The organism is uncultured Aquimarina sp. (assembly GCF_947492405.1).
Classification (GTDB): domain Bacteria; phylum Bacteroidota; class Bacteroidia; order Flavobacteriales; family Flavobacteriaceae; genus Aquimarina.
In genome coordinates, this window is sequence record NZ_CANLMP010000001.1 from 208,875 (window position 1) to 235,760 (window position 26,886).

24 protein-coding genes are annotated in these 26,886 nt (G+C 32.5%); 16 read left to right on the forward strand and 8 right to left on the reverse strand.

What is annotated here, in order from left to right; translation table 11 throughout:
* The first annotated feature begins 11 nt into the window (after positions 1 to 11).
* From Q0829_RS00890 to Q0829_RS00910, 5 genes are all read left to right on the forward strand, one after another.
* Positions 12 to 1,295, forward strand: a complete 1,284-nt coding sequence (locus tag Q0829_RS00890; protein ID WP_298538845.1) for an AMP-binding protein — start codon at positions 12 to 14, stop codon at positions 1,293 to 1,295.
* A 158-nt stretch (positions 1,296 to 1,453) separates the two neighbouring features.
* A complete protein-coding gene (locus Q0829_RS00895; protein WP_298538848.1) occupies positions 1,454 to 2,191 on the forward strand; it encodes a hypothetical protein in 738 nt (245 codons plus the stop codon).
* A gap of 618 nt (positions 2,192 to 2,809) precedes the next feature.
* Positions 2,810 to 3,232, forward strand: a complete 423-nt coding sequence (locus tag Q0829_RS00900) for a hypothetical protein (RefSeq protein WP_298538851.1) — start codon at positions 2,810 to 2,812, stop codon at positions 3,230 to 3,232.
* A 598-nt stretch (positions 3,233 to 3,830) separates the two neighbouring features.
* Positions 3,831 to 4,637 (forward strand): ATP-binding protein, encoded by an 807-nt coding sequence (locus Q0829_RS00905; protein ID WP_298538852.1) that lies wholly within the window; start codon positions 3,831 to 3,833, stop codon positions 4,635 to 4,637.
* Positions 4,634 to 5,302, forward strand: a complete 669-nt coding sequence (locus tag Q0829_RS00910) for a response regulator transcription factor (protein WP_298538854.1) — start codon at positions 4,634 to 4,636, stop codon at positions 5,300 to 5,302. The genes Q0829_RS00905 and Q0829_RS00910 overlap by 4 nt, the downstream gene beginning before the upstream one ends.
* Before the next feature lie 128 nt (positions 5,303 to 5,430).
* Here the strand turns inward: Q0829_RS00910 and Q0829_RS00915 are convergent, their stop codons facing one another.
* From Q0829_RS00915 to Q0829_RS00935, 5 genes are read right to left on the reverse strand one after another with little or no spacing between them, the layout of a single operon-like run.
* The gene (locus Q0829_RS00915; protein WP_298538857.1) at positions 5,431 to 6,612 is read right to left on the reverse strand and encodes a class I SAM-dependent methyltransferase; all 1,182 of its coding nucleotides are present in this window, start codon (positions 6,610 to 6,612) and stop codon (positions 5,431 to 5,433) included.
* 55 nt (positions 6,613 to 6,667) lie between these two features.
* On the reverse strand, positions 6,668 to 7,255 hold the full coding sequence (locus Q0829_RS00920; protein ID WP_298538859.1) for a GrpB family protein: 588 nt from the start codon (positions 7,253 to 7,255) through the stop codon (positions 6,668 to 6,670).
* Between the two features lie 32 nt (positions 7,256 to 7,287).
* Complete coding sequence (locus tag Q0829_RS00925) at positions 7,288 to 8,376, reverse strand: AI-2E family transporter (protein WP_298538861.1); 1,089 nt, start codon at positions 8,374 to 8,376, stop codon at positions 7,288 to 7,290.
* Positions 8,377 to 8,434: 58 nt separating this feature from the next.
* Positions 8,435 to 8,953 carry a TrmH family RNA methyltransferase gene (locus tag Q0829_RS00930; protein WP_298538863.1) on the reverse strand — a complete coding sequence of 173 codons (519 nt, stop codon included), beginning with the start codon at positions 8,951 to 8,953 and terminating at the stop codon, positions 8,435 to 8,437.
* A gap of 4 nt (positions 8,954 to 8,957) precedes the next feature.
* Positions 8,958 to 9,605 carry a DUF4159 domain-containing protein gene (locus Q0829_RS00935; RefSeq protein WP_298541185.1) on the reverse strand — a complete coding sequence of 216 codons (648 nt, stop codon included), beginning with the start codon at positions 9,603 to 9,605 and terminating at the stop codon, positions 8,958 to 8,960.
* A gap of 43 nt (positions 9,606 to 9,648) precedes the next feature.
* Here Q0829_RS00935 and Q0829_RS00940 point away from each other — a divergent pair, with 43 nt between their 5' ends.
* From Q0829_RS00940 to Q0829_RS00980, 9 genes are all read left to right on the forward strand, one after another.
* Positions 9,649 to 10,368 (forward strand): thioredoxin family protein, encoded by a 720-nt coding sequence (locus Q0829_RS00940; RefSeq protein ID WP_298538865.1) that lies wholly within the window; start codon positions 9,649 to 9,651, stop codon positions 10,366 to 10,368.
* Between the two features lie 214 nt (positions 10,369 to 10,582).
* A complete protein-coding gene (locus Q0829_RS00945) occupies positions 10,583 to 11,404 on the forward strand; it encodes a hypothetical protein (RefSeq protein WP_298538867.1) in 822 nt (273 codons plus the stop codon).
* 73 nt (positions 11,405 to 11,477) lie between these two features.
* Entirely contained in the window at positions 11,478 to 12,413 is a 936-nt protein-coding gene (locus Q0829_RS00950; RefSeq protein ID WP_298538871.1) for a hypothetical protein, read from the forward strand.
* A 52-nt stretch (positions 12,414 to 12,465) separates the two neighbouring features.
* Positions 12,466 to 12,891, forward strand: a complete 426-nt coding sequence (locus Q0829_RS00955; RefSeq protein WP_298538873.1) for a DUF2262 domain-containing protein — start codon at positions 12,466 to 12,468, stop codon at positions 12,889 to 12,891.
* 127 nt (positions 12,892 to 13,018) lie between these two features.
* Positions 13,019 to 13,375 (forward strand): VOC family protein, encoded by a 357-nt coding sequence (locus tag Q0829_RS00960; RefSeq protein ID WP_298538874.1) that lies wholly within the window; start codon positions 13,019 to 13,021, stop codon positions 13,373 to 13,375.
* A gap of 94 nt (positions 13,376 to 13,469) precedes the next feature.
* Positions 13,470 to 15,305, forward strand: coding sequence for a DUF885 family protein (locus Q0829_RS00965; protein ID WP_298538876.1), 1,836 nt, complete (start codon positions 13,470 to 13,472; stop codon positions 15,303 to 15,305).
* 6 nt (positions 15,306 to 15,311) lie between these two features.
* Positions 15,312 to 15,755 carry a GNAT family N-acetyltransferase gene (locus Q0829_RS00970; RefSeq protein WP_298538878.1) on the forward strand — a complete coding sequence of 148 codons (444 nt, stop codon included), beginning with the start codon at positions 15,312 to 15,314 and terminating at the stop codon, positions 15,753 to 15,755.
* Positions 15,756 to 15,764: 9 nt separating this feature from the next.
* Entirely contained in the window at positions 15,765 to 16,142 is a 378-nt protein-coding gene (locus Q0829_RS00975) for a nuclear transport factor 2 family protein (RefSeq protein ID WP_298538881.1), read from the forward strand.
* An 87-nt stretch (positions 16,143 to 16,229) separates the two neighbouring features.
* Positions 16,230 to 16,964 carry a GNAT family N-acetyltransferase gene (locus tag Q0829_RS00980; RefSeq protein WP_298538884.1) on the forward strand — a complete coding sequence of 245 codons (735 nt, stop codon included), beginning with the start codon at positions 16,230 to 16,232 and terminating at the stop codon, positions 16,962 to 16,964.
* Positions 16,965 to 17,048: 84 nt separating this feature from the next.
* Here Q0829_RS00980 and Q0829_RS00985 read toward each other — a convergent pair whose 3' ends face one another.
* From Q0829_RS00985 to tsaD, 3 genes are all read right to left on the reverse strand, one after another.
* Entirely contained in the window at positions 17,049 to 19,112 is a 2,064-nt protein-coding gene (locus Q0829_RS00985; RefSeq protein WP_298538885.1) for a T9SS type A sorting domain-containing protein, read from the reverse strand.
* Between the two features lie 447 nt (positions 19,113 to 19,559).
* Complete coding sequence (locus Q0829_RS00990; RefSeq protein ID WP_298538888.1) at positions 19,560 to 20,264, reverse strand: 16S rRNA (uracil(1498)-N(3))-methyltransferase; 705 nt, start codon at positions 20,262 to 20,264, stop codon at positions 19,560 to 19,562.
* Positions 20,265 to 20,332: 68 nt separating this feature from the next.
* On the reverse strand, positions 20,333 to 21,355 hold the full coding sequence (tsaD, locus tag Q0829_RS00995) for a tRNA (adenosine(37)-N6)-threonylcarbamoyltransferase complex transferase subunit TsaD (protein ID WP_298538889.1): 1,023 nt from the start codon (positions 21,353 to 21,355) through the stop codon (positions 20,333 to 20,335).
* Between the two features lie 81 nt (positions 21,356 to 21,436).
* On the opposite strand from tsaD, the gene Q0829_RS01000 reads away from it, so the two are divergent.
* Together Q0829_RS01000 and pfkA are read left to right on the forward strand one after the other, a co-directional pair.
* Positions 21,437 to 25,861: a translocation/assembly module TamB domain-containing protein gene (locus Q0829_RS01000; protein ID WP_298538891.1), complete on the forward strand. Its 4,425-nt coding sequence runs from the start codon at positions 21,437 to 21,439 to the stop codon at positions 25,859 to 25,861.
* A gap of 28 nt (positions 25,862 to 25,889) precedes the next feature.
* Complete coding sequence (pfkA, locus tag Q0829_RS01005) at positions 25,890 to 26,876, forward strand: 6-phosphofructokinase (RefSeq protein ID WP_298538893.1); 987 nt, start codon at positions 25,890 to 25,892, stop codon at positions 26,874 to 26,876.
* Positions 26,877 to 26,886 lie beyond the last annotated feature (10 nt).

Here is a 26,886-nt window from a genome sequence, read left to right on the forward strand (position 1 = left end):
ATAGATATAATATGATCAAGAACATAGAGAAAGCTACATCGACAGAAATATCAAATCTTCAGAATGAAAAACTTCGGGAGTTAGTAGGTTTTGTTTCGCAATATTCTCCTTACTATAAAAGATTGTTCGCTACGCTTGATATTTCTATAGATGATATTAAAACCGTTGAAGATCTTAAAAAACTACCTATTACTACTAAGGATGACTTACAGGAGTATAATGATGATTTTTTGTGTGTACCTAAATCAGAAATCACGGATTATGTAACTACTTCAGGGACATTAGGAAAACCAGTCACATTTGCTCTAACAGAAAAAGACTTGGAGCGATTGGCTTATAACGAAGCAATTTCATTCACAACTGCAGGAGTAACTAAAACGGATGTTGTACAATTAACCACAACTTTAGATCGTAGATTTATGGCGGGTCTGGCATATTTTTTGGGCACTAGAAAATTAGGTGCAGCAATGGTTCGCGTAGGATCCGGAATTCCTGAATTACAATGGGATTCTATAGAACGTTTTCAGTCAACATATTTGGTAGTAGTCCCTTCATTTTTATTAAAATTGATCTCTTATGCAGAGGCACATGGGATAGATTATAAAAACTCTTCTGTAAAAGCCGCAATATGTATAGGAGAACCATTAAGAGATCAGGATTTTAAACTAAATACTTTAGGTAGTAAGATCAAGGAGAAATGGGATATTGATTTATATTCTACTTATGCATCCACAGAAATGAGTACGGCATTTACGGAGTGCGAAGCACATCAAGGAGGACATCACCGTCCTGAGTTGATCATTACTGAGATTCTTGATGAAAGCGGAAATGCTGTTGAAGAAGGTGAAGTAGGAGAATTGGCAATCACTACACTAGGTATAGAAGCAATGCCTTTATTACGATATACTACTGGTGATATGGTACAAGCACATACAGAACCGTGTAGTTGTGGAAGGAATACCATGCGTTTAAGTCCTGTACTTGGGAGAAAGAAGCACATGATTAAGTATAAAGGAACTACGTTATATCCACAGAGTGTCATAGAAGTACTTACTAGTTTCGAAGGATTAGGAATGTACGTAATCGAAGTCGTGATTGGTGAGCTTGGTACGGATAAATTGTTGATACATGTATCCAATTCTTTAAGCGCTTTGCAACAAAAAGAGTTGAAAGAACATCTAAGAGCAAATCTCAGAGTAGTACCAGATTTAGTATTAAACACAAAAGAGACTCTAAAAGCAAAAAAATTTCCTGAGATGAGTCGTAAGCCTATTTCTTTTATAGATTCTAGATAATCCAATTAGAATTATTCAAAAAATAAATTTTAGTTATTTGATTTTCAATAAAGGGGTAGATTTCTCTTATAGAATAAAGAAGTTTGCTGTGTTTTTTTAAGGGAAATTATAGTCTTTTTTTGTAGTTTTAAAGAATACTAATTTAAAACCTATGTATTATGAAAATTAAACACTTCACACGAGCGTTTATTGTTTTTGGGCTTTTATTATTTGTTTCTTGTAACGAAGAAGAAACAGCTGTCGAAACAGTCGAACAATCAACAGAAGACTTATTTGCTAAAAATTGGCAAGAAGCAGATCTCTCCAAATTCTTTACAGGAGAAGAAATGAATTACCCTATTTCTAATAAACAGTTAAAAAATGTATTGAACCACAAAGATGTATATCAGATACGTTTTGTGCCGGGCATTTTAAATAATGAATTACTGGTAAAAGTGGTAAGTATAGATGCTACAGGTAAAGTTTTGGCAGAAGAATTGGTAAAACAATCCAAAGACTTGACATTACATAATCAATTAGAAAAATTGCGCACCTCTGATTTTGACAAAGAAACTATTACAGATTCAATGGTGTCTAAACATATACTACCATTTAATGATGCAGCAAATTATCTAAATTCTTGGATGCAAAAATCATCTTTATATATTGATGAAATGACCTCATATAATGGAATGCGTATCCGTCATTTTGCTTTAGAGCCGGTGGTTATTAAACATATGATAGCTTTAGAATCGGATACAATTAGCCTTTCTTGGGGCATCAATTCAGAAAAAAAGTTGACTACAGTTTTTGTACCTATTACCAATAACCATATAAAAGCTGCTACCAAAAATGGAGGTAATGGACCAGCGTATGATTTTACTTTACCTTGTCCAACAGCTTGTGATCCTGATTAATTAAAATATTATTTTAATTAAAATTCTAAGCTTAAAATAATATTTGATTTATAAGTAGTAAGACCTGACAGCACGCCACGGCGTGCTGTCAGGTCTTTTTATTGTTTGTAGGATATTATTCCTCTCCTTGGAAGGAGAGGTTAGGTGAGGATGTGGAATATGAATGAAGAAAAGATATTAAAAAATCTAATTAGTTGTAATTGTGGTTTTAGGCTAAAAAAACATCCCATCCCCAGCCCTTCCCAAGTGGAAGGGAGTATATTATTTAGCTAAAAGTTCTTCCCTCTGGGAAGGATTTAGGATGGGGTACACCAAAAACTTCGAAGGAGAGTCTAGGTGAGGATGTGAATATTTCACGGATTTATTTCAGATTACTTATAAATTAGTTTTTTAGTTATTTGATTTTCAATCAAAAGGGAGATTTCTCTTATGAATCGAATAAATTTTTCACATTTATTTAACGATATCAATAGTATTTATTATAAATTTATAGGATACTTTTTTAAGTTTAAAAAACCAATGGCTTTTAGACATAAACCAAGTAAACTATTTACATATCAATTACTCCGTATTTTGTAAGCTTATTTAATCATATTACTAATTTAAACCAAAAACAAAATGAATCCGAACAACGAAAACACAATTTCATTAGAAACAGCTCAAGATTGGACTCAAAGATGGAGAACACAATATCCGGAGAACAGTAAAGCCTATTTAATTCCTGCAGTAGATCTTATCGAGGTATTAAATGAAATGAAAATTTTATCGGATACTGCTGCTGCTGAGGCACAGCAAAATGCTAGTGATAATGCATTAGATGTTCGTGCTTATATGGCGATTGAAATGCAGAAAAATGGTGCAACCCTAGAAAAAGTAATTTTGGTAGGTACTAAAAAAGGAAAAGATGGTGTTTATCGCGATATTATTAATGGAACAATAGATGCTAAATCAGCAGGTCTTGAAGATGGTTCTAGCAGTGGACTTTATGATGTAACTGCTCCTTGTCCACCTTTTTGTGATGATAATAGCCCTTTGTATTAATGCCTTTATTTTACAAGATAATTTTTTGGATAGGTGTTATTTTTTTAATATTTAATGCAATAATATTTATAAGAGCTTTATCTAAGGATAAGGCTCTCATATTTTTTACTTTTTTTCTTGTTTTTAGCGCGACTATACAGCTTTTAATGAGATATATTGGAGGGGTACTACATGAGAATAATTTATTTATGAATAATATATTCTTGGTAATACAATTCGTTTTATTGTCAATGTTTTATTATTATTTATTGAAAAAAAAAGTTGTTTTATTGGTTTTATTAATTGGTCTTAGTTTTTTATTATATCAATATCTAATGGATTTAAATTTATTCAGTATTTATAATCCAATAGGAATTACATTTACCCAATCTATTATTATTATTTATTCATTAGTTTATTTTTATAATTCATTAAACCATGAAAAACCTAAATTTCTATTAATTAACATAGGAGTATTCTTGTACCTTATATGTAGTACTTTAATTTATGCTTCTGGTAATTTAGTGTTTAATGTGAATATTCCAGAAAACACCTATTTACTATTGTTGAAGGTTAATGCCATCTTATATATTATCTTCCAAATCCTAATTTTTATTGAATGGAGAAAGAATTACTACAAGAAGACTCGCAGATCATCGTGATTATCTTAATTGCTATTTTGGTCTTATTACTTATGGCAGTGGCATTAGTACTTTTCTTTTTCTTTTCTCGTAAAAAAATCATTGCTACTGAGCTAGAAAAAGCAACGCTAGAATTGTCTTACCAAAAAGACTTATTACACGCTACTATAGAAACCCAAGAAGAGGAGCGTAAGCGAATTGCACAGGATTTACACGATGCCATTAGTGCTAAACTTAATGTAGTAAGTCTTAGTACCAATGTATTAATTGATGGTAAATTAGAGAAAAATGAACAGGAGCAAACCTTACACCATATATTATCTGTAACTACCAAAACCTTAGAAAGTTCTAGACGATTGGCGCACAATTTGTTACCGCCAATTTTGGAGAATTTTGGCCTTCAGGCAGCTATAGAAGAACTCTGTGATGAGTTTGTAAGTAGTAAAAAAGTAAAAGCAGATTATAAGATTAAATATAATAATCTATTGTCTAAAAGCGACGAATTGCATATCTTCAGGATTATTCAGGAACTTCTGAATAATTCGGTCAGACACGGTAAAGCCGAAAATATAACATTAAAAATAAATGATACGAATGAACAGTTAGACATAGAATACACTGATGATGGAAAAGGATTTGATATAAAATCTGTAAATAAAAATAAGGGAATAGGACTCAGAAATATAGAAAGTAGAGTAGAGATACTCGATGGGAAGCTTTCATATTATAGTGAGATCGGTAATGGAGCGACTTTTAATATTAGCACTAAAAAACCTAAACCATGAAAAAAGATATCATTAAACTTGCCATAGCCGATGACGAAACATTATTTAGACAAGGAATCACTTTCATCCTGGATAAAGAAAGTAATATAGAGATTAGTATTCAGGCAGAAAACGGAAATGACCTGATCAAACAACTGAATCTAACAAGAGATTTACCGGAGATTATTTTAATGGATCTTAAAATGCCAGATCTCAATGGAGTAGAAACCACTAAGATTGTCAAGAAAAAATTTCCCGAAATCAAAATAATCGCACTAACAAGTTATTATAGTAAACCTTTTATTACTAATATGATGCAGCAAGGTGCAGTGGCGTATCTTGCCAAAAATGCTACACCTACAGAGGTTATAACTACTATAAACCATGTAGCTATAAAAGGCTTTTATTATGATGAAAATGTGATGAGTATTCTGGAGGAAGCTTCTTTGAAGTTAAATAAACAATCCAGAGATGATGAGTATTTAACCAAACGAGAACGAGAAGTTTTAAAACTAATTTGTGAACAAAAAACTACTATAGAAATTGGAGAACAGTTGTTTATCAGTCCAAGGACTGTAGAAGGACATCGTAATAATTTGTTAGTTAAAACAGGTTCCAAGAATATTGCCGGTTTAGTAATACATGCCATAGAAAATCAAATATTTGTACGTAATGCAGAGTTGTAAATGAGAAGTTTTAAGCGAAAAGTTTAAAATGAAAAGAGAGAAAAGAGAAATGTAAAATGTTGAAACAAGTATGTTGATAAGAAACTAAAATTGTATTTGAATTTGTACTCGCAACATACTTGTTTCAACTAACATTTATTACAAACCAAAACTATTCTCTCATCATTACAATTGGTTGTAAAGAATAAATATGTCGTACCACCATCTTTAATTTTAAACTTTTTGCGTATTGCAGAAACAGTTTCAGGAAAATTACGGGTAGTGATATTAGCTTTGGTAATTTTTTCTTTCTTAATAGTCTGTTTCTGATAGGGTAGTACCGAAAGTACTTCGAAACTTCTTCCAGGAAATTCTATTTTCTGATCCGAAGTATATAAATGAGAATGATTATGAAGTTTTTCTAGTTCATAAACTTTTGAGATACTACAAAAACCTCCTGCTTTCATAATAGCGGCATTAGGTTCATAGATATATTTTTTGGGTAAAGAAAATTTTGGTGTAATGTCACTTTCTTCCTTTAGTGAAAAGGAAAATTGTATCTGTTCATTTTTCACAAGATTGATCGTACGGATGGTAGTGTCCATTTTAGTTCCTTTTTCCAGAATCCATAACAGTTCTTTTACTTCATTGTTTAGTGCAACAACATGAATCTCTTTGACGAATTGTAATGCTTTTATTCCAGAATGGATGTCAAGCAACGGAGAGGTTTTAATCAAAATGTGATTGCTTTTTGAAAACAAAAAATCCAAATTAGCTGGTACATCCGGTAAGCAATCTTCCAGAAAGAAAACTTTGCCTTTACTATCATTTCTTCTGGATGGATCGATATAAATCCAATCGATATCCTCATGGTTTTCTAGGATTTTTAAGCCATCACCAGTATATGTTTCAATATTATTAACACCTAAAACAGGAAAGTTATGAGATGAGATCTCACTTAATATTGGATTTAATTCACAATGAATGATACGCTTTACTTTTTTAGAAAAAAAATAGTCATCGATCCCAAAACCTCCTGTAAGATCTATCAATGTATCACCAGAAACTAGCTCACTTTTATAAATAGCAGTAGTCTCAGAGGAAGTTTGTTCCAGGTTGAGAGTAGGAGGATAATAAATACCTTTTGTTTGATGCCATAGCGGTAATTTATTTTTAGCTTTTAATCTTCCATTGATCTGTTGCGCCAATTCTTGAATATTAATGTGCTCAAAAGGACTCCCTGATAATATCAACTTGGTTAGATCTACATTTTCATCAGATTTTTTAAAGATATATTCTTGTATTTCTGTATGTAGGATTTCGGAGTTCAATTTTCTGATGTCAGTATTAAATATTCTAGAGATACCTGTTTTTGAAATGTATTTGTCACACTGATCTTGTCGAAGTGTTTTCTATTAGTTCTATCGTCTCATTAATAAAGTCGGTTTTGGATAATACATATCCACCTCTATCATTTCTATACTTTTCAGCTAATGATATCTTTAGTTTTTCATAATCCTTAGCTCTAATTGGATTTTCGATTAAATAGTCTCTAAACTTTAACTGTTGCCACATTAGATTATTTTTTGAGCACATATGAATATGAAAAATTTGTTCTTTGGCGCCATCAAAGGTATAGCCTTTCCCAAAACTCATATAAGCATCGAACTGCTCTCTTTTTGGTACTAAAAAATAAGTATATCCAATTTTTGTAAATTGTTTGATAATAGTATCATCAAATAGTAATTTCTCTGGAGTTTCAATGATAATATCTATATATAGTTTGGATTTAATAGAAGGAATAGAAGTACTTCCGAAATGTTCAATTTGTATGATCGCTTCCCTTGATATAGTATCTAATATAAGTTGTTTTTCTTGCTCAAAAATAGCTTTCCAAGCAGGGTTATGATCTACTAATTGGATTGGGAATAAAGTATTCCAGTCTTCTTTGGTTAAATCGTAAAGTGTTTTCATATATAGGTGTTTTGTAACTAGGAGATGGGTAATTATAGTTCTTTAGTCAATTGTTTAACAATTTTATACTCAGATAAAAATTCTTTTGCAACCACTTTGATAGCTGTGTAAAATGGCACAGCTACAATCAATCCTCCAATTCCGAATAGAGCTCCAAAAATAAGAATTGCCAGAAAAATTTCTAAAGGGTGTGATTTTACACTATTTCCAAAAATCAAAGGTTGATTCAGAAAGTTATCAATCAATTGGATTATAATATACCCAATCAAAATATAACTTAGTTTTGGTAAAATCACCGATTGGAAATCATATCCTAAATTACTGGTAGTTGCTAATATTAGTACCAAAGCACCACCAAATAATGGTCCTACATAAGGAATAAGGTTAAAAATAGCTGCAATTAATGCTACTGCAATTGCATTATTAACACCAAAAATTAACAATAAAACAGTATATAATATAAACAGAATCAATACCTGAAGCAATAAGCCAACAAAGTAGCGAGATAGTAAGTCCTTGATTTTAGTAAAAGCACGCATAAACCTTGTTTCATTTTCTTTCTTTGCAAAAACAAGCATGCTGTTTTCTAATAACTTGCTATCTTTCAATAGGAAAAACGAAATAAATAATACAGAAAACAATCCAATGAGTAACGCGCCAAAACCACTTAAGAACGTATTGATAGCATTTGGGATTACTTTAAGATCAAAGAACTGCATCAGATCAGTTTGTTTGATCAATTCTACGAAATTTAGTTTTTCGACATTAAAATAATCACTGATCTCCTGATTTAAACGGTCAAGATCATCACCAACTTCATTAATGTCAATTTCGCCAATCAATTGCCCTTGCTCCGTAACAATAGGAACGAATAATAAAAACAAACTAAGAAACAATCCTATAGTAATGAATAAAGCAAACATTACAGCCAATGTGTTATTAAATTTCAATCTTCTTTTTAGGAATTGTACCAGAGGTCTTCCCATTAATGAAATTACTGCTGCAAAGGTTATATAAAGAAGAATGGATTGTATTTTATATAAAAACCAGAGTAACATTAACACACCAACCAGTACTGCTATTGCTCTCAGAATACCATATGCGATTGTTTTTGAATTCATATTCAAATGTTTTAAAAAAAGAAAGTTTAATTTTAGTATTAATATTTTCCATCAACCATCAACCATCAACCATCAACTGTTTCGTAATCTCATAGAGTGCAATTCCAGTAGCCGTAGCCACATTCATACTGCTATTGGTACCATACATATTAATATGTATGCTTTTTGTTATTTTGGTTAATGCTTCCTCAGAAATTCCTTGGCTTTCTTCTCCAATAACAAGGGCAATTTTATCATTAGCAGAAAAATACATTTCGGACGCAGGAACACTATTTTGTGTAATTTCTAATCCAATGATTTTATATCCTTCAGATTGCAATGTGTCAATAACCGGTATAATCTGATCTTCTTGTTCGTAAGGGATCATCTCATGAGTGGCTCTAGCCGTACGCTGCATTCTTTTGCTAATCACTGTGATATCTTCTCCACAGAAATATATTTTTTCGATTCCAAAACTATCAGCAATTCTAAAAATACTACCAATATTTGCTGGAGCATTAACACGGTCGCAAATCAGTATGATAGGAAATTGTTTTTTAACAAAAATAGTATTCTCGTGATGTAATTGTGCGGTCATCTATTTAATTCTCAAAAGCGTATTTGATAATATTCGCACCCATTTTTAGTGCTTTTTGACGAACTTCTTCCGGATCATTATGAATTTCAGGGTTTTCCCAACCATCACCTAGATCACTTTCAAAAGTGAATAACAATACCAACCTCCCTTCGTGAGTAATTCCTAGTGCTTGTGGGCGTTCTCCATCGTGTTCGTGTATCTTAGGTAATCCTTTTGGAAATTTATATTTTGAAGAAAAAATAGGGTGAGAAACGGGCAGTTCTACTAACTCTTTATCTGGAAATATTTTAATCAATTCTTTTTTGACGTATGGCTCCATACCATAGTTGTCATCAATATGTAAAAAACCACCGCTTAGCAAGTAGTTTCGTAAATTATCAGCATCTTGTTCTGTAAAAAAAACATTTCCGTGACCAGTCATATGAATATACGGATACTGAAAAATGTCTACGCTTTCGGGTTTTACAGTTTTGGGTTTGGAGCTCATCGCTGTGCGAATATTTTGGTTGCAAAAGCTAATTAGATTAGGTAATGCAGTAGGATTACTATACCAATCACCACCACCATTATATTGTAATACTGCAATATCTTGAGCTAATACAACTCCAGAAAATAACAAAAGGCAGATAAAACCTGTAAGTTTCTTAATCATCATCGTCTAAATAATAGACTTTAAAAGTACTAAAATAAACGAGATGATAAGAAACCTTTTCATACTATTAACGATCACAGTTTCTGGATTAGTTAACGCTCAGAACAATGACGAAGCAATTGTAGTGATGGAATTATTTACCTCACAGGGATGTAGTAGTTGTCCACCAGCCGATGAATTATTAGATGCGATTAAGAAGAGCTACGAAAAAGACAATGTGTATGTGTTATCCTATCATGTGGATTATTGGAACCGATTAGGCTGGAGAGATCCTTTTAGTGATGCAGCATTTAGCGATTATCAAAGAGATTATGCCCAACAGTTTAATAGTAGATCTATTTATACACCACAATTGGTAGTGAATGGGAGTGAACATTTTACAGGGGCCAATAGTACCAAAGCATTGGCGGCAATAAGAAACTATTCAAAATCAAAAAGAACCAATACTATCAAATTCATAAAACCAAAACGGGAAAATAATAAGATTACTTTGACCTACAACGTAGAAGGGGCGTCATTTGATCAGATTACTATAGCACTAGTTGTATCAGAACGGATTACTGAAATCGGTAGAGGAGAAAATCGTAATAGAACGCTTAAAAACACAAATATTGTAGCGAATCGTTTGGTAAAAATGGATACAACAGGATCAGTTATGTTATCCGTTCCTGATTGGATTGATCCTAATGATGAATTGTCTATTATTGCCTATACCCAGAATAATAAGCTAGTAACTATGGGAGCAAGTAAAATAAGTATATAGTATAGTTCCTGAATAAATAGTAATGAAACCACAACAGTAATTGTTGTGGTTTTTTTGTTAAATGAATTTTGCTTTTCTTTAATAAAAAATGGAGTTAGTCATAGTCGTAACCGATTATTATGGGATGTGCTAAACGACCACAATTAGATGTATAGACAAAGTATGTGTAATATTGCATAAATCCACCTGTTATTACTAAATGAAAAATAACCTTATGAAGTCGATAATTATTCTTAATCTAGCGTTAATCTGCTTTAATATCTCCTATGGACAAACAGAGGATGAGATTTTAGCAGAAGCTTATTTGTTATATAACTTAGAGAAAGCATCCTGGAACGGAACCGATATATTTTTGGAACAATTCCCGGAAAAGAGAAATCTTATCGGCGGGTATTTTTCGTATTCAGAAAACGATTATCATAATTGTATTTTCTTTAATCAAGATGAAACTCCAAAGATTCTTGCTAAAATTACATTTGACCAAAGTTTTGATGTAGCAAAAACAGTGGTAGATACAACAAAAAGAAAACTGGATAGTTATGAAATGGATTTATTTCAAATAAGAAAAAATGCTTTAAAAGAAATAAATGCGGACAATGAGTTATTCAAGCAATATAATAATACCAACTTAAATCCTATTCCAATTATTAGTGGAGAAGACAGAAAGGTTTTTGTTTTAACAGGTCCGACAATATCAGGAGTTGTTGTTTTGGGAAATGATTATTTATTGACTTTTGATGAGGAAAATAATCTTAAAGAGAAAAAATCATTGCATAAAAACATTATCCCTATTGACTATGATAACAAAACTAAAGATGTAGTAACAATGCATAGCCATATAGAAACTACTGGAGACCTAATTACATCTACGGATTTGTGTACAATAATGCTTTATGAAAAATATGCGAATTGGAAACAACATATCGTAATCTCCAAAAACAATGTTTCGTTATGGGACTGTAAAAAGGATAAACTAGTTGTTATGACAAGAAAAGCTTGGGAAAGAATTTCGGAACACCAAAATAATAAGAATTAATTTATTTAGAAAACAAGGTAACGTTTTGGTCCACTACGATACATATAATAAACGTTAACAGCAATTCTTACAATTGAAAGTACCTATTGAGCAAATAGAATTTAAAGACCAGGTATCAACGTTTGAAGTTGGTGCTATGTATAAAGGGCAACCTTTTAGCGGAACAGCTTATGGACATAATGTTTATGAACATTATTACGATTGGCATGATAAGGATGATGATAACGTATATTATGAATGGAGTTACCAAAATGGCCGCGCACATGGAAGATGGTGTCAGCTTAAGCAAAACTCAGGAGAGATCATTTTTAATGGATTTTATAAGGATGGTAACAAAATAGGGGTTCACGAAGAAATTAGACCACCGTTTAAAATGGTTACGGAATATATTGACGGTGAATTGATACAAAAAGAAATCAGGAATGTAAAAGGAATGCTACTTCTTGAGTATAATAAAAAAAATAATATTGACCGTGAATACTATGATGATGGTACTTTATATAGAAATACCGTAGTCATAGATGGCAGAATGTATGGATCTTTTTATTTAGGAGATGAACAGAACTGGTTAAGTAAGGAAATTGTAAAAGAAAAGGAATACGAGTATTCAGGAGCGCCTTATCGCTATAATAGATTATATAACAAGCCACTGCTTTTTAGTAAAATACATAGTTTAGAAGCAAAGTTTCATCTGGTTACTCTAGATTCATTTTGTGAGTTTATAATAGAAAACAATAAAAAAGAGGCAACACTCTATTTTAAAGAAATGATGGGGCACAATGACCTATGTATTCAAAACATAGGAGCATACTACGCCGGAGAACTAAAAGACACTGATTTAATACCTGATTTAAAGGAATTAATTGCAAACAAAAAAAAGGAACCTAAACGTCTCATTCTAACTAACCGATTTGGTGAATTAGATAGAGGCTACAAAGAATTTCATAGAACATCAAAAGTTGCTAAAGAAGCTCTTAAAAAAATAAACAATGTTGTTAACGCAAAATAAACGCCCTTAAAATGGTCGTTTATTTGTGCCGCTAAATGTTATATACACCGAAATGAAATTAACTAAAGAAATACTTAAACAAGACCCAGACATAGAAGATTCTTTTATTACGGAATTTATCTTTAATGATAAAAAAATTAAATTGAGGCTTGATCCCGATGATGTTTCCATTGATGACACCTTGATATTAGCAAATAATATGCTCGAAAACTTTGATGTTTATTTTAAAAATGCAGAAGATATTATCGTAAAGGACTTTCTGGATAATTACAATGAAAACTGGTCTGATAGTGAAAATGGTTTTCCTGAACTAAACGAACAAGGTTTTAGAGATAAATTAGAGTTAAGCGCAATTAATTTTTTATCAAAGGATAGTATTGATGTCTTTTTCAATGAAAGTGGAATGTTTGGAAATCATTCTTTGATTGCTCAATCGTTTGATGGGGTAAATTTTGAAGATACAACCATGTATGGATAAAATATGCAGGTGATACAATGCTAATTAATAGTAATTCAAATAATTCAATGAATGTATAAACTTAAAACAAAGCTCTGTGTTAAAATAAAAACTCAGAGAATGGTTTTATAAAATTTAAAATAGAATTATGCTAACAGATATCAATCCGAAATTACCAATGCGTGACAAAAATATTACCAGAGAATTTTATATTAATAAGCTAGGATTTAAAGAGTTTGGGAGTGCTGATTTTGATGGTTATTTAATGATAGAAAAAGACCAAATTCAAATTCATTTCTTCGAATTTAAGGAGCTGGATCCTAAAGGGAATTATGGACAGGTTTATATTCGTACAGACAATATTGAAGAGTTTTATAATTCATTGTTGGAAAAGCAGACTAAAATCCATCCAAATGGACCATTAGAAATTAAGCCTTGGGGGCAAAAGGAATTTTCCGTTCTGGACCCTGATAGTAACCTATTAACATTTGGACAAAGTATTTAGAAAAACCGATCACGTACTACCCTTTGATAGCTGTTTTCATTCACATTCGCTATCTTAGCATAACAATCAATCATATTCACATAAATCATTCATCATGTCAAAAAAACGTAGCTGGAAATTTTGGACCTCAAGGACCATTCTCCTCATTTTAGTATTAGGACTATTGTGGTTAACCAACCTAATTTGGTTTAAACCTTTTAATATCAGTCATTTTTATGATAAAGTATTTGTAGAACTAGCTTTAGATAGCCCGGAACTTACCACAGCTATGGGTATTCCGGTGATCTATGATTGGTCTAAGGATGAACTGGATGATATTTCTGATACAAAACAATGGGAATCTTTCAATAAAATGAAAGAGGATTATGAAACCTTACAAAGTTATAATTTTGAGAATCAGTCAGAAAACAATCAATTAAACACTAAGATTTTAGGATTTTATCTGGAAGGGCTCATGGAAGGCGAACGTTTTTTCTATCACGATTATCCAGTAAATCAAATGGGTGGTATACAGAGCTCACTGCCAAGTCTTATGGAAAATTCGCATAAACTTCGGGATAAAAGTGATGCAGAAGCATATATCACTCGTTTATCACTATTTGAAGTAAAGTTTAATCAATTAATCGATAACTTAAAAATAAGAGAAGGAAAAGGAGTCATTCCTCCTAAGTTTGTTATCGATCGGGTATTAGATGAGATGAATGGTTTCATTGAGAAGAAAAAATCAAATATTCTATATACTAATTTTGAAACCAAAATTGACAAATTAGAGGAACTATCTCAAGAAGAAAAAGAAGTACTTAAAACACAAGTTGAAGAAGAAATAGAAACTACTGTTTTTGGTGCTTATAAGAAACTAATTACTTATTTCGAACAACTTAAAGGAAAGGCTACAACCGATGATGGCGTATGGAAATTGCCTGATGGAGAAGCTTTCTATCGCTATCAGCTAAAACAGCGTACCACAACAGATTTAGATCCTGAACAAGTACATCAAATAGGATTATCTGAAGTAGCAAGAATAAAAGCTGAAATGCAAGAAATTCTCACTTCAGAAGGATATGTCGATTCTACAAAGACCTTGGGAGCTATTATTCAGGAATTAAATAAAGAAGAACGTTTTCTTTTTCCTAATAATGACGAAGGCAGACAAATGGTACTCGATGAATATGATCGCATACTATCCGAAATTAGTGCAGGTCTAGATGATGCTTTTGATATCAGACCAAAAGCAGGTTTGGAGGTAAAACGAGTTCCAGAATTTAAAGAAGAAGGATCGGCTGGAGCATATTATAACAGACCCGCTATGGATGGCTCACGAGGTGGAGTTTTTTATGCAAACCTGAGAAATGTTCATGAATCCGTGAAATTTGGGATGAAAACATTAGCTTATCACGAAGGAGTGCCTGGACATCATTTTCAAATAGCGATTCAGTCAGAGCTCGAAGGAGTTCCGATTTTTAGAACCATTGGACTTTTTACCTCATATATAGAAGGTTGGGCATTATATTCTGAGCAGTTAGCTTGGGAGCTAGGGTTTTATGAAAATGATCCTTTTGGAAATCTGGGAAGGTTACAGGCAGAAATGTTTAGAGCAGTACGTCTTGTTGTAGATACAGGAATTCACCATAAAAAATGGACAAGAGAACAGGCGATTGATTATATGGTACAAAATACCGGAATGACTACTAGCGAAGTAACTACAGAAATAGAACGGTATATCGTTTGGCCAGGACAAGCCTGTGCCTATAAGATAGGGATGCTTAAAATATTAGAACTTAGAGAAAAAGCGAAACAAAAGCTTGGTGATCGTTTTGATTTAAGGGATTTTCATAATGCGGTACTAAAAAACGGAGCCGTTCCTTTGGATATTTTGGAAGAGATTATAGACGCTTATGTTGATCAAACTTTGAAAAGCAGCGAAAGTTAATACAATATGAAATACAATATCGATAAGGTTGATAAAACTGAATATCCAGAGATTGTAGAAGTTTGGGAAGCTTCAGTCAGGGCTACTCATCATTTTTTAAAGGAGGAAGATATAGCATATTTTAAACCGTTAATTTTAAACCAATATTTAGATGCTGTAGAGTTACGATGCATCAGAAATGAACACAAAGATATTGTTGGTTTTTTAGGGGTAGCGGAACAGAATTTGGAGATGCTTTTTATTCATCCCGAATATCGAGGAAAGCGTATAGGCAAAACACTATTGCAATATTCGATTAATGAACTCGATATAACTAAAGTAGATGTAAATGACCAGAATGAACAGGCAGTTGGATTTTATGAGCATTCTGGATTTAAAACTATCAGTCGTTCTGAATTAGATGCTTCGGGAAAACCGTATCCAATTTTGCATATGGAATTGCAGAAATAGAAGAGAAATATGAACCAACAAGAAAATAAAAAGAATGCCATTGCTTTTTATAAAATGGCTTATGAAGGTAATCCAAAAGAAGCAGTGAAAAAATATCTTGGCAATCAATACATTCAACACAATCCGGACGTTGCAGATGGTACCGAAGGGTTTATTGCTTACTTTGACAGGATGCAAAAAGAGTATCCGGATAAGTCTATTAAGTTTGTGAGATGTATTGCTGAAGGCAATTTGGTGGCACTTCATACCCATCAAACCTGGCCTGGTAATGACGAATATGTTACGATGGATTTTTTTCGGTTTGATGAGCATGGAAAAATATGTGAACATTGGGATTCCATTCAGCAGATTCCAAAAAAATCAGCAAACCCTAATACCATGTATTAAGAAGAAAGCGTGGAACCATAGGTTGTTTGAACTTTATTATGTTCCATAAAATACCATAATCTCATTTACTAATTAACAAGAATATAGATGCAATATCTAACGTTTTCTGATTTAGATGCACACCTTTTGGAACAATACAGAAACGCGATAAACTTTGCATTCCCAGAAGTTATTTTAAATTCTCAAACCACCAAAAAATATTGGAGTAGGCTGGAGGAGTACTTTCCCAATACCCAACTTTTTATGATAAGAGAGGATAATAAGCTCATTGGCTTTATGAATATAGTGCCTATTTTTTGGGACCAACCTTTTACGGAATTACCTGAAGAAGGATGGGATTGGCTTGTTAAAAAAGGAATTAGTGATTTTGAAAGCGGTATACAACCAAATAGTTTAGGTGGTTTGCAGATTGTTGTTACTCAAGAGTTTCAAGGGCAGGGATTTAGTAAATTATTAATAGCAAGAGCTAAAAAAGTCAAGGAAGATTTGGGGCATAAGAATTTTATAATCCCTATAAGACCAATTCTAAAATATAAATTTCCTGAGATGAAGATGAAGAATTATATGAGCTTACAAGAGAACGGTAAGATTATGGATCCTTGGATCCGAACTCATTTAGAGAGTGGAGCAAAGATTATTAAAGTATGTGAAAAGTCTATGAATGTTATTGGTGATATTCATTTCTGGGAAAACTTACTAGATATAAAAATAATAAAATCGGGGACTTATATGGTTGATGGAGCTTTGAATCTGATAAAAATAGATGTGAAAAACAATTTTGGAGAATATAAGGAAGAAAATATTTGGATTTATTATGCTTAGATTTATTTTAATACTAAAACTTAGAATTTAAAAAGAGCATTATCAACAATGATAATGCTCTTTTTAATTAGTATAATTTAAAGCTTATTTGATCACTAATTTCTTAGTAACCGATGTGCCATTTTGATCTAATTTCACGATATAAATACCAGTATTTAGGTCTGATACATTTAAACGAGTATCGTTTAAAGTTTTAGAAATAACTTGTTTCCCTAACATATCAAAAATGCTAACACTAACAGTAGTGTTAGATTTTGTAGTAATATTTACAAAACCTGTATTTGTAGGGTTAGGAGATATAGCGAAGTTATTTGTAGGTTCATCAAACGAATCAACAGATAGTGTACTTGCATTATCATTAGCAGCGCCAGGAGTACCTAGATCACCACTACCAAATGCTGTAATAGCTTCGGCCCAATTAGCACCATCATCGTTAGCAGTACTATTTAAATCGTTAATGGATAATTCCATACTCGCTCCTGTAGGATCAGGAAACGTAGCTCCATTATCCCAGATAACCTGATCTATAATTGTAGAACTACATTCTATAATAAGCCCATCTGTAGAATTTCCTAGAGAAATTACATCATAAGTATAATCCGGTGTAATTCCCCCATTTGGAGTTGCTTCATTAGCTAACAACACATATCCCATTGCTGGAACAACTACTGATGATGCTATCACATGTATTTCTGTGGTAGAAGTTTCATCTTTAATGATCCAACTTTGTATATCAATTGGACTTCCTGTAGTATTATATAGCTCAAAATATTCTCCATTAGGATCATTTCCAGCAGCTGATGGGTTTTGCATCACTTCTGTAATGATAATATCACCAACGTTTGCACATGTCGCAACTGGAGATACTGTGCCACTTAATCCAATGGTTTCATCCATTGCTACGCCAGTTGAAGATACTATAATGTCTCCTGTATATGAATTAGCAGTAAGACCAGATACCATTCTTACGAAAATTTCAGTACTATTTACAGTTCCCGTAGTTGGCGTAATAGAAACAGAAGATCCAAAACCAGTTCCTGTAGTTAGCGAAACTTCAAAATTCATTGGTGCAGTTACAGTAATGTCATTAGTAAGGAATAAACCTTCTACGTTAAAACTGTCTTCAGCAGAAGGACCTGCTCCTTCAAAATATGAAAAATCACCAATAAATCCAGTAATTGTAAATTGAGGATCAGCTGGAGAAACAGTTCCGCTTAATGCCACAGTTTGATCAGCGGCTCCTGTAGATGATGCAGTAGCATCTCCCATATAAGAATTAGATGTTAAACCAGCCGCTAAACGTACAAAAATTGTAGTAGTTGCGATTGTTCCCATATTAGGAGTAATTGCAACGGAAGATCCAAAACCAGTTCCTGTAGTTAGTGAAACTTCAAAATTCATTGGAGCAGTTACTGTAAGATCTGCGGTTAAGTTTAAAGCAGAAACTGTAAATGTACCCTCATTAGAAGGGCCATTTGCTTCAAAATAATTTAACCCTGAAACTGCACCACCAACATTTATTGAAGGTGTTGTAGACACAGTAGTTGTATATGTTCCGATACCACCGATAAGTGTTTCAAATGTATCTGTGCCGCCTTGACAAGTTCCAAGATTGTTTAAAGTTCTTACTCCAGGTATCGTCCAGTTTACTTCTATAAAGCCAGCATCAGGCCCTGTTCCATCAACTCGTTTAGCATAAGAATCCGCATATTCCCAAGTAGCACCAGTTCCATCCGTACCATCTACACCGTATTGATCTACCGTTGCACCAGAACTATTTAATATAATTCTAACTCTATCATCCCCATTAAGGTTTATAGTATTAGAGGTAATAATATTAGCAGTAGCCAATGAGGGGAATTCTGAAGTAATACTAGTTGCGCTTCCCGTAGTAGTGATATAAACAAACCCGTCTGTTACTGTTCCAAGTCCAGAAAGATCCTGAGTGTTTCCCCAAGTTGTACCAGCATTAATTTGATTTTCTAAAGAGTATAAAGAAAAATCAACCATTCCGTCAGCATAAATCTCTAACAATTTCGGATTTCCTCCAGAACAATCTCCATCCACAATAGCAGTTATTATGGGATTTTGACCATAAGAAGCTAAAGAGAGTGTAATAGTAAAAAGTAAAAAATAAAGTTTTTTCATAATAGTAATTATAATTGAGTGAAAATTGAGCGTTAAATATACGAAGAAATAAGAAGGGTAAAACCATAGTTTTTAGTAATTTATCAACCTTAATTATTACGTAACAATAATTTTACTTTTGTAAGTTAAAGTTAATAATTTATTCAGAAGAAACATCGATTGCTAAGGAAACACCTTAAAAATAATTAATTGACTTAATTGATGTAAAAAGGCATTAAAATTATTCTTAGAAACCACCAATTGGTATTCCATTAATATCTTGAACTGAAATAATGAATTCATTGATAAACTTTAGACTGCTAATGGTATTAACTGATGTAATGGGGGCAGGTTCTGTAGTGTCATCAATTTAAAAATAACCATCAAAAGGTGTAAAGACACATTTTAAGTGTCTAATTTTTAATACTATATTTTTATTGGTAATAATAAAGACACCAAATTATCGTATTACGAATTTAGAAAAGCAACGCTATGTGCAGCAACAATAGCAGCAGTTTCCGTTCTAAGTCTGGTTTCTCCTAGAGTGACTGGTTTATATCCTACCTTTATTGCTTTTTCAATTTCTTTAGCAGAAAAATCACCTTCAGGACCGATTAATATGGTGCTGCTGTTTTTTATAGTCAATATATCTTTTAGAGATTGCTTTTTAGTTTCTTCGCAATGGGCAATGAGTAGTTGATCTGTATTTTCTTTCTGTATAAACTCGGAAAATGAAATAGCAGGGTTCAGTTTAGGTAAATAACATTGTAAAGACTGTTTCATAGCACTCTGTAAAATACGTTCAAAACGTTCTGTTTTTATAACTTTTCTCTCACTATGATCGCAAATGATTGGTGTGATTTCATCAATTCCGATTTCAGTGGCTTTTTCTAAAAACCATTCGTATCGATCATTCATTTTAGTTGGAGCAACTGCTAGATGTAATCTATATTTTTTAGGAGTTTGGAGTTCTTTATGTTTTAACTGTATAATGCATTTATTAGGGCTAGAAAATGTTATTACCCCTTTACAAAGTAATCCCAAGCCATTTGTGATCTGAAGCATGTCACCTTCTTTTTTTCGTAATACTTTAGAAATATGTTTACTTTCTTCTCTAGAGAATTCAAATTCTTTAGTAGCTTCTGTAATATCTTTGCTATAGAATAATTGCATGTTTTAATTTCTGATTTCTCATTTATAACAATCCAAGGCTATAATAATTGAATAATCTAACAATTTATTCAAAACTTAATTCTAGCTTTTGCGACAACACTCATATCAGTAAAATCTTTTTTAAGATATTTTAGATACCCAACGATCCCTATCATGGCCGCATTATCAGTAGTATATTCAAATTTTGGTATAAAAGTTTTCCAGCCATATTTCTGTTCACCTTCTTTAAGAGCTTTTCGTATTCCCGAATTAGCAGAAACACCACCACCGATAGCAATAGATTTTATTCCAGTTTCTTTAGAAGCTTTTTTTAATTTATCAATTAAGATATTGATAATTGTATATTGAATAGATGCACAAACATCTTCCAGATTTTCTTTAATAAAGTTAGGATTTTCTTTTACCTGTTTTTGAACAAAATATAATACTGCAGTTTTAAGTCCACTAAAACTAAAATTTAATCCATCTACACGTGGTTTTGTAAATGGAAATGCCTTAGGGTTACCAGATTGTGCATGTTTATCGATCAAAGGTCCACCAGGATAAGGAAGACCTAGTATTTTGGCACTTTTATCAAATGCTTCTCCAACAGCATCATCGATAGTTTCACCAATAATTTCCATATCAAAATGATCATTCACTTTAACAATTTGGGTATGACCCCCACTAATTGTTAAAGCAAGGAACGGAAAATCTGGTTTTTCAAATGCGTCTTCATCAATAAAATGTGCGAGTATATGTGCCTGCATGTGATTTACATCGATTAGAGGGATGTTTAAAGCTAACGCTAGAGACTTAGCAAATGATGTTCCTACTAATAATGATCCCATTAAACCAGGGCCGCTGGTAAATGCTATAGCGCTTAGATCAGATTTATCAATATTAGCTTGTTTTATAGCCTGATCAATTACAGGAACAATGTTTTGTTGATGCGCTCTAGAAGCTAATTCGGGAACCACCCCACCATATTGTTCATGAATTTTTTGTGTGGCTACAACATTTGATAATACTGTACCGTTGGATAATATAGAAGCGGAGGTATCATCGCAAGAAGATTCAATACCTAAGATGTATACATTTTGTGAACTCATTATGAGGAAAAGGGCATAGAAATTGTTAATATTGTCAGCAAAGTTAAAACAATAAAACGTATCAAAAAATTCGGGAAAATATTGAAGAGGGTTTTACTTACCCTTATTTCGCTATTTATACTATTGGTGATCTTATTTTCCATTCCCGCTGTTCAAACTTTTTTTGGCAGAAAAATCACAAACTATCTTAATAAAGAATATGGAGTAGATATAAATGTTGGTCGTGTAGGATTAACATATTCAGGAGATGTTAGCCTTAAAGAGGTTTTTGTAAAAGACCATCATCAGGATACATTGTTATACGCTAAAAGCATCGCCACATCAGTTCTGAATATTAGAGAAATTTCTAAAGGCCAACCGGAATTAGGTGATGTTTCTATAGATGATCTCACATTTAGAATGAAAATGTATAAAGATGAGCGTAGTGATAACCTAATGACTTTTATTAGAAAATTCAATACAGGAAAAACTTCTACATCTGATACAAAGTTTTTATTGACCACCGGAAGTGTTACTATGGATAATAGTAAGTTTAGTTATATAGATGAAAATCTAAATACTCCCAGAATTGTTGTTTTAAGAGATATTACTTTAGATGCTGAGAGCTTAAAAGTCGATGGAGAAGATTTTCATATTACCACCAATGTACTTTCATTCAAGGATCATAGAGGATTGAATGTTTCTAACCTAAAAACTAAGTTTTCAATCACCCCCACTGAAATGAAGTTTCATGAATTGTTAATAAAAACAATAGATTCTGAGGTAGAAGCTGAAATTGTGTTTTCTTATGAAAGAGGAGGGCTTGTAGATTTTGAGAATAGTGTGGACATTGATGCTGATTTTACAAAAGCTACTATCTCTACGAATGATTTAATACCTTTTTACAAAGAATTTGGTAATGATGAAGATCTTATGGTTAGAAATACTAACATCAAAGGTACTCTTAACGATTTTAAAATATTAAACTCAAACATTACCGGATTAGATAGATCCATAATTCAAGGAGATATTAGAATACGAAATGCGGTTACAAACGCATCTAAGTTTAGATTGGACGGTGATTTAAAAAACTTAACAACTAATTATTACGACCTTGTTAATTTACTGCCAGGAATTTTAGGCGAGTCATTACCAAAACAATTATATCAATTAGGAAGTGTAAAAGGTGTAGGTACTACCATTGTGACTATAAAGGATGTTGATGTAGATATGGATTTCTATTCTCAGCTAGGTAAAATCAATGCTTTTGTTTTATTAGGAAACCTCGATGATGTAAAAGAAGCAACTTACAATGGGAATGTTATTTCTAATAACTTTAATATTGGGCAGTTACTAGGTAAATCACGCTTAGGAAATGCCGCTTTTGATATCCATGTTGATGGAAGCGGGTTTACCTTGAAAAATCTTGATACAAAATTAGAAGGAGATATCAGGAAACTAGAATTTAATGGATATTCTTATACGAATCTGAATGTTTTCGGAAATCTAAAAGATCCCGTTTTTGATGGGAAACTAATTTCTGATGATCCTAACGTGAAATTCACATTTAATGGTGTGGCTGATTTATCAGAGGAAATCAATAATTATGATTTTGCTGCAAATGTAGATCATATAGATTTAAAACAGTTAAATGTTTTTACCAGAGATAGTATGTCTATTTTTAATGGTGATGTAATAATGAAAATGAAAGGAACCGGAATTAATGATGCTTTTGGTACAATTTCTTTCGAAAAAACATTATACAAAAACCAAAATGCAAGCTACTATTTTGACGATTTCGAGATCAATTCTAGTTTTGATGATCAAAATGTAAGGACTATTACGATGAATAGCCCAGATATTATTGATGGAAGTGTTAAAGGAATTTTTAGATTCGAAAACGTGTATGACTTATTTCGCAATTCTATAGGTAGTTTATATACTAATTTTGAACCTACCGAGATCACGGATAATGAATTCATGGAATTCAATTTTAAGATTTATAATAAAATCGTAGATGTGTTTTTTCCAGAAATTGAGTTCGCACCTAATACCTTTATAAAAGGTAAAGTAGAAAGTAACGATTCCGAATTTAAGCTAACTTTTAAATCACCTTCTATAAAGGCGTTCGATAACTTAATGAAAGAAGTAGACATACAGGTGGATAATAAAAACCCTTTATTTAACACCTACGTTGCAATTGATAGTATTGATACCAAATACTATGATGTGTCTAAATTTAGCCTGATTAATGTGACGCTAAAAGATACGTTGTTTATGCGATCAGAATTTAAAGGAGGTAAGAATAATGTGGATGACTATAATCTGGAATTTTATCATACGATTAATGAAGACAATAATTCTGTTCTAGGATTTAAAAAATCTGACTTTACTTTTAAAGGATATACTTGGTATGCAAACCCCAATAGAAGTAAAAGTAATAATAAAATCATTTTTGATAATAATTTTCAAAATATAGATATTCGATCCATCCTGTTAAGACATGAAGAAGAACAAATAAGTGTTTCTGGTGTTATGGAAGGTAAAAACAATAAAGACATCAAAGCAACCTTCGAGGATGTAGATTTAAATAAGATTACACCATACATAGAGAATCTAAAATTATCTGGAATAGTAGACGGAGATCTAACGGTACTTCAGGATAAGGGAGTCTATTTTCCGAGCTCTACTGTAATTATCAATGATTTGGCCGTAAATGATTCGGATTTAGGAGAGCTTAGAGTAAATGTTTCTGGTAATGAATCGCTTACAGAATACAAGGTGAATACCAGATTGGTGAATAAGGATAATCAAAAAACACTTTCTGCCATTGGATCAATTGACGTGTCTAATAATAACCCAGACATGAATATAGATGTAAGTTTGGATCAGTTAGATATGTCTGGATTTAGCGCTTTGGGGGGAATCGTGATATCGGATCTTAGAGGCTTAGTAACTGGTAACGCAAAGGTAACCGGGAATTACGTGAATCCTTCTATCGATGGAGTCTTAAAATTGAATGAAGCTGGATTAAAAATTCCATACCTAAATGTAGACCTTGATTTAGATAACGATTCGAGAATTATCTTAAATGAACAGCGATTTAATTTTGATAATGTAGATATTACTGATACAAAGTATAATACGAGAGGAATTTTAGGAGGATTCATTGGGCATCAGCGTTTTTCTAAATGGGAGTTGGGACTTAAACTAATAGCTAATGAAAGATTATTGGTTCTGGATACAGAAGAAGATGAAGATTCTTTATATTATGGAACCGGTTTCATTAGTGGTGATGCAACCATTGAAGGTCCAACAGATGGTTTAGTTATCAATGTAAATGCTACTACAGAAGAAGGCACTGTTTTTAAAATTCCGTTAAATGAATCCGAATCGATTGGTGATAACTCCTATATTCATTTTTTAACCCTTGAAGAAAAGAAAGCACGTTTAGAGGGAAAAGAAATCGTATTAAAAGAAATTAAAGGATTAGAGCTTAATTTTGATCTAGATGTTAATGATAATGCATTGGTAGAAGTGGTTGTGGATAAAAAAACAGGTAGTTCCTTAAAAGGGCGAGGAGCAGGTACACTACTTATTGAGATCAATACGAATGGTAAGTTTAATATGTGGGGGGATTTTGTAGCGTATGAGGGAAGCTATAATTTTAGATATGGAGCTTTGGTTGGTAAAGATTTTACAGTGAGATCAGGTGGAAGTATTAACTGGGATGGTAGTCCAACTAGAGCAAAACTTAATTTAAGTGCGGTATATAAAACCGAAGCAAATCCAGCAGTATTATTGGAGAATGCTACGATCAATAGAAAAATTCCTGTAGAAGTAGTGGTAGATTTAAATGGAGAATTAATACAACCAGATCTTAACTTCAATATAGAATTACCGAATTTAAGCTCTGTTGCTAAGAGTGAATTAGAATATCAATTAGAAGATCAAGCAACTAAAGAATTACAAGCCCTATCATTAGTTACCCAAGGACAGTTTTATAGTGGGAATCTTGATCCAACTTTTATAACAGGAAATTTAGTTGAACGTGCAGCAGGACTGGTAAATGGTATATTTTCGGGTGATGATGATAAATTTAGAGTTGGTGTAAACTATGTTCAAGGAAATAGAAATGTGGATCAAGAGGCTGCAGATCAGTTTGGAGTTACGGTTTCTACTCAGATCAACAACAGAATTTTGATTAATGGGCGAGTAGGAGTTCCAATAGGTGGTGTAAGTGAATCTGTAGTCACGGGAGATGTAGAAGTAGAATATCTTTTTAATGAAGATGGAACATTAAAAGGAAAGATTTTTAATCGACAGAATGAGATTCAATATATAGGAGAATCTCAAGGTTATAAACAGGGTTTAGGATTATCGTACTCCGTAGATTTTAATAATTTTAACGAACTTTGGCAAAAGGTTTTTAATTCTAAAAAGCAAAAGGATACTTTGGTTGTAAAAACACAAGACACAACCAAAATAGACACACCAGAATTTATTAATTTTACAGATAAGAATTAGTAATTTGATTAAATTTTACAAACAATAAATGGCTAGACAAATTAAGACTATCGGAGTAATGACCTCTGGTGGAGATTCTCCTGGAATGAATGCTGCTATACGAGCAGTTGCTCGTGCTTGTTCATATTACAAAGTAAAATGTATAGGTTTTTATAGAGGCTATCAAGGAATGATAGAAAATGATTATTGTGAAATGAACGCCAGAAGTGTTCGTAATATAATAAGTGCAGGAGGCACAATTCTTAAATCGGCACGTTCTGAAGAATTTAGAACGATAGAGGGAAGAAAAAAAGCAGCAGAGAATCTTAAAAAAGCAGAAGTTGATGCCATGATATTGATTGGTGGTGATGGTACTTTTAAAGGCGGCGAGATATTTAGTAAAGAGCACAATATTCCTGTTATTGGTGTTCCTGGAACTATTGATAATGATATAGCAGGCACTAATTTTACGATAGGATATGATACAGCGTTGAATACTGTTGTAGAAGCTATTGATAAAATTAGAGATACTGCTAGTTCACATGATCGCTTATTTTTTATTGAAGTTATGGGGCGAGATGCAGGATTTATAGCACTAAATAGCGGAGTAGGAGCAGGAGCAGAAGAAATACTAATTCCGGAAGAAGATTTAGGGTTAGACAGAATGCTAGAGTCCTTAAAGAGAAGTAAACGTTCTGGTAAATCTTCTAGTATCGTAGTTGTATGCGAAGGAGATAAAATCGGAAAAAATGTATATGAACTTGCGGATTATGTTACAGATAATTTACCAGATTATGATGTGAGAGTAACAGTTTTAGGTCATATGCAGCGTGGAGGGTCTCCTTCTTGCTTCGATAGAACATTAGCAAGTAGGCTTTGTGTAAAAGCGGTAGAATTGCTGTTAGACGGAGAAGAAAATGTAATGGTTGGATTACTTAACAATAAAATTGTGGCAACCAATTTTGATGAAGGATTAAAAGAAGATCACAGTATCAATAAAGAGTTACTACGTATTTCTGATATATTATCTGTATAAACACTATTTA

What these genes read in the sequence shown, in the direction of transcription:
- Q0829_RS00970 (WP_298538878.1), top strand. Translation starts at nt 15,312, where the DNA reads ATGAAATACAATATCGATAAGGTTGATAAAACTGAATATCCAGAGATT.
- Q0829_RS00890 (WP_298538845.1), top strand. Translation starts at nt 12, where the DNA reads ATGATCAAGAACATAGAGAAAGCTACATCGACAGAAATATCAAATCTT.
- Q0829_RS00905 (WP_298538852.1), top strand. Translation starts at nt 3,831, where the DNA reads ATGGAGAAAGAATTACTACAAGAAGACTCGCAGATCATCGTGATTATC.
- Q0829_RS00985 (WP_298538885.1), bottom strand. Translation starts at nt 19,112, where the DNA reads ATGAAAAAACTTTATTTTTTACTTTTTACTATTACACTCTCTTTAGCT.
- Q0829_RS00955 (WP_298538873.1), top strand. Translation starts at nt 12,466, where the DNA reads ATGAAATTAACTAAAGAAATACTTAAACAAGACCCAGACATAGAAGAT.
- Q0829_RS00910 (WP_298538854.1), top strand. Translation starts at nt 4,634, where the DNA reads ATGAAAAAAGATATCATTAAACTTGCCATAGCCGATGACGAAACATTA.
- Q0829_RS00920 (WP_298538859.1), bottom strand. Translation starts at nt 7,255, where the DNA reads ATGAAAACACTTTACGATTTAACCAAAGAAGACTGGAATACTTTATTC.
- Q0829_RS00980 (WP_298538884.1), top strand. Translation starts at nt 16,230, where the DNA reads ATGCAATATCTAACGTTTTCTGATTTAGATGCACACCTTTTGGAACAA.
- Q0829_RS00940 (WP_298538865.1), top strand. Translation starts at nt 9,649, where the DNA reads ATGATAAGAAACCTTTTCATACTATTAACGATCACAGTTTCTGGATTA.
- Q0829_RS00900 (WP_298538851.1), top strand. Translation starts at nt 2,810, where the DNA reads ATGAATCCGAACAACGAAAACACAATTTCATTAGAAACAGCTCAAGAT.
- tsaD (WP_298538889.1), bottom strand. Translation starts at nt 21,355, where the DNA reads ATGAGTTCACAAAATGTATACATCTTAGGTATTGAATCTTCTTGCGAT.
- Q0829_RS00990 (WP_298538888.1), bottom strand. Translation starts at nt 20,264, where the DNA reads ATGCAATTATTCTATAGCAAAGATATTACAGAAGCTACTAAAGAATTT.
- pfkA (WP_298538893.1), top strand. Translation starts at nt 25,890, where the DNA reads ATGGCTAGACAAATTAAGACTATCGGAGTAATGACCTCTGGTGGAGAT.
- Q0829_RS00945 (WP_298538867.1), top strand. Translation starts at nt 10,583, where the DNA reads ATGAAGTCGATAATTATTCTTAATCTAGCGTTAATCTGCTTTAATATC.
- Q0829_RS00960 (WP_298538874.1), top strand. Translation starts at nt 13,019, where the DNA reads ATGCTAACAGATATCAATCCGAAATTACCAATGCGTGACAAAAATATT.
- Q0829_RS00965 (WP_298538876.1), top strand. Translation starts at nt 13,470, where the DNA reads ATGTCAAAAAAACGTAGCTGGAAATTTTGGACCTCAAGGACCATTCTC.
- Q0829_RS00925 (WP_298538861.1), bottom strand. Translation starts at nt 8,376, where the DNA reads ATGAATTCAAAAACAATCGCATATGGTATTCTGAGAGCAATAGCAGTA.
- Q0829_RS00935 (WP_298541185.1), bottom strand. Translation starts at nt 9,605, where the DNA reads ATGATTAAGAAACTTACAGGTTTTATCTGCCTTTTGTTATTTTCTGGA.
- Q0829_RS00975 (WP_298538881.1), top strand. Translation starts at nt 15,765, where the DNA reads ATGAACCAACAAGAAAATAAAAAGAATGCCATTGCTTTTTATAAAATG.
- Q0829_RS00930 (WP_298538863.1), bottom strand. Translation starts at nt 8,953, where the DNA reads ATGACCGCACAATTACATCACGAGAATACTATTTTTGTTAAAAAACAA.
- Q0829_RS00895 (WP_298538848.1), top strand. Translation starts at nt 1,454, where the DNA reads ATGAAAATTAAACACTTCACACGAGCGTTTATTGTTTTTGGGCTTTTA.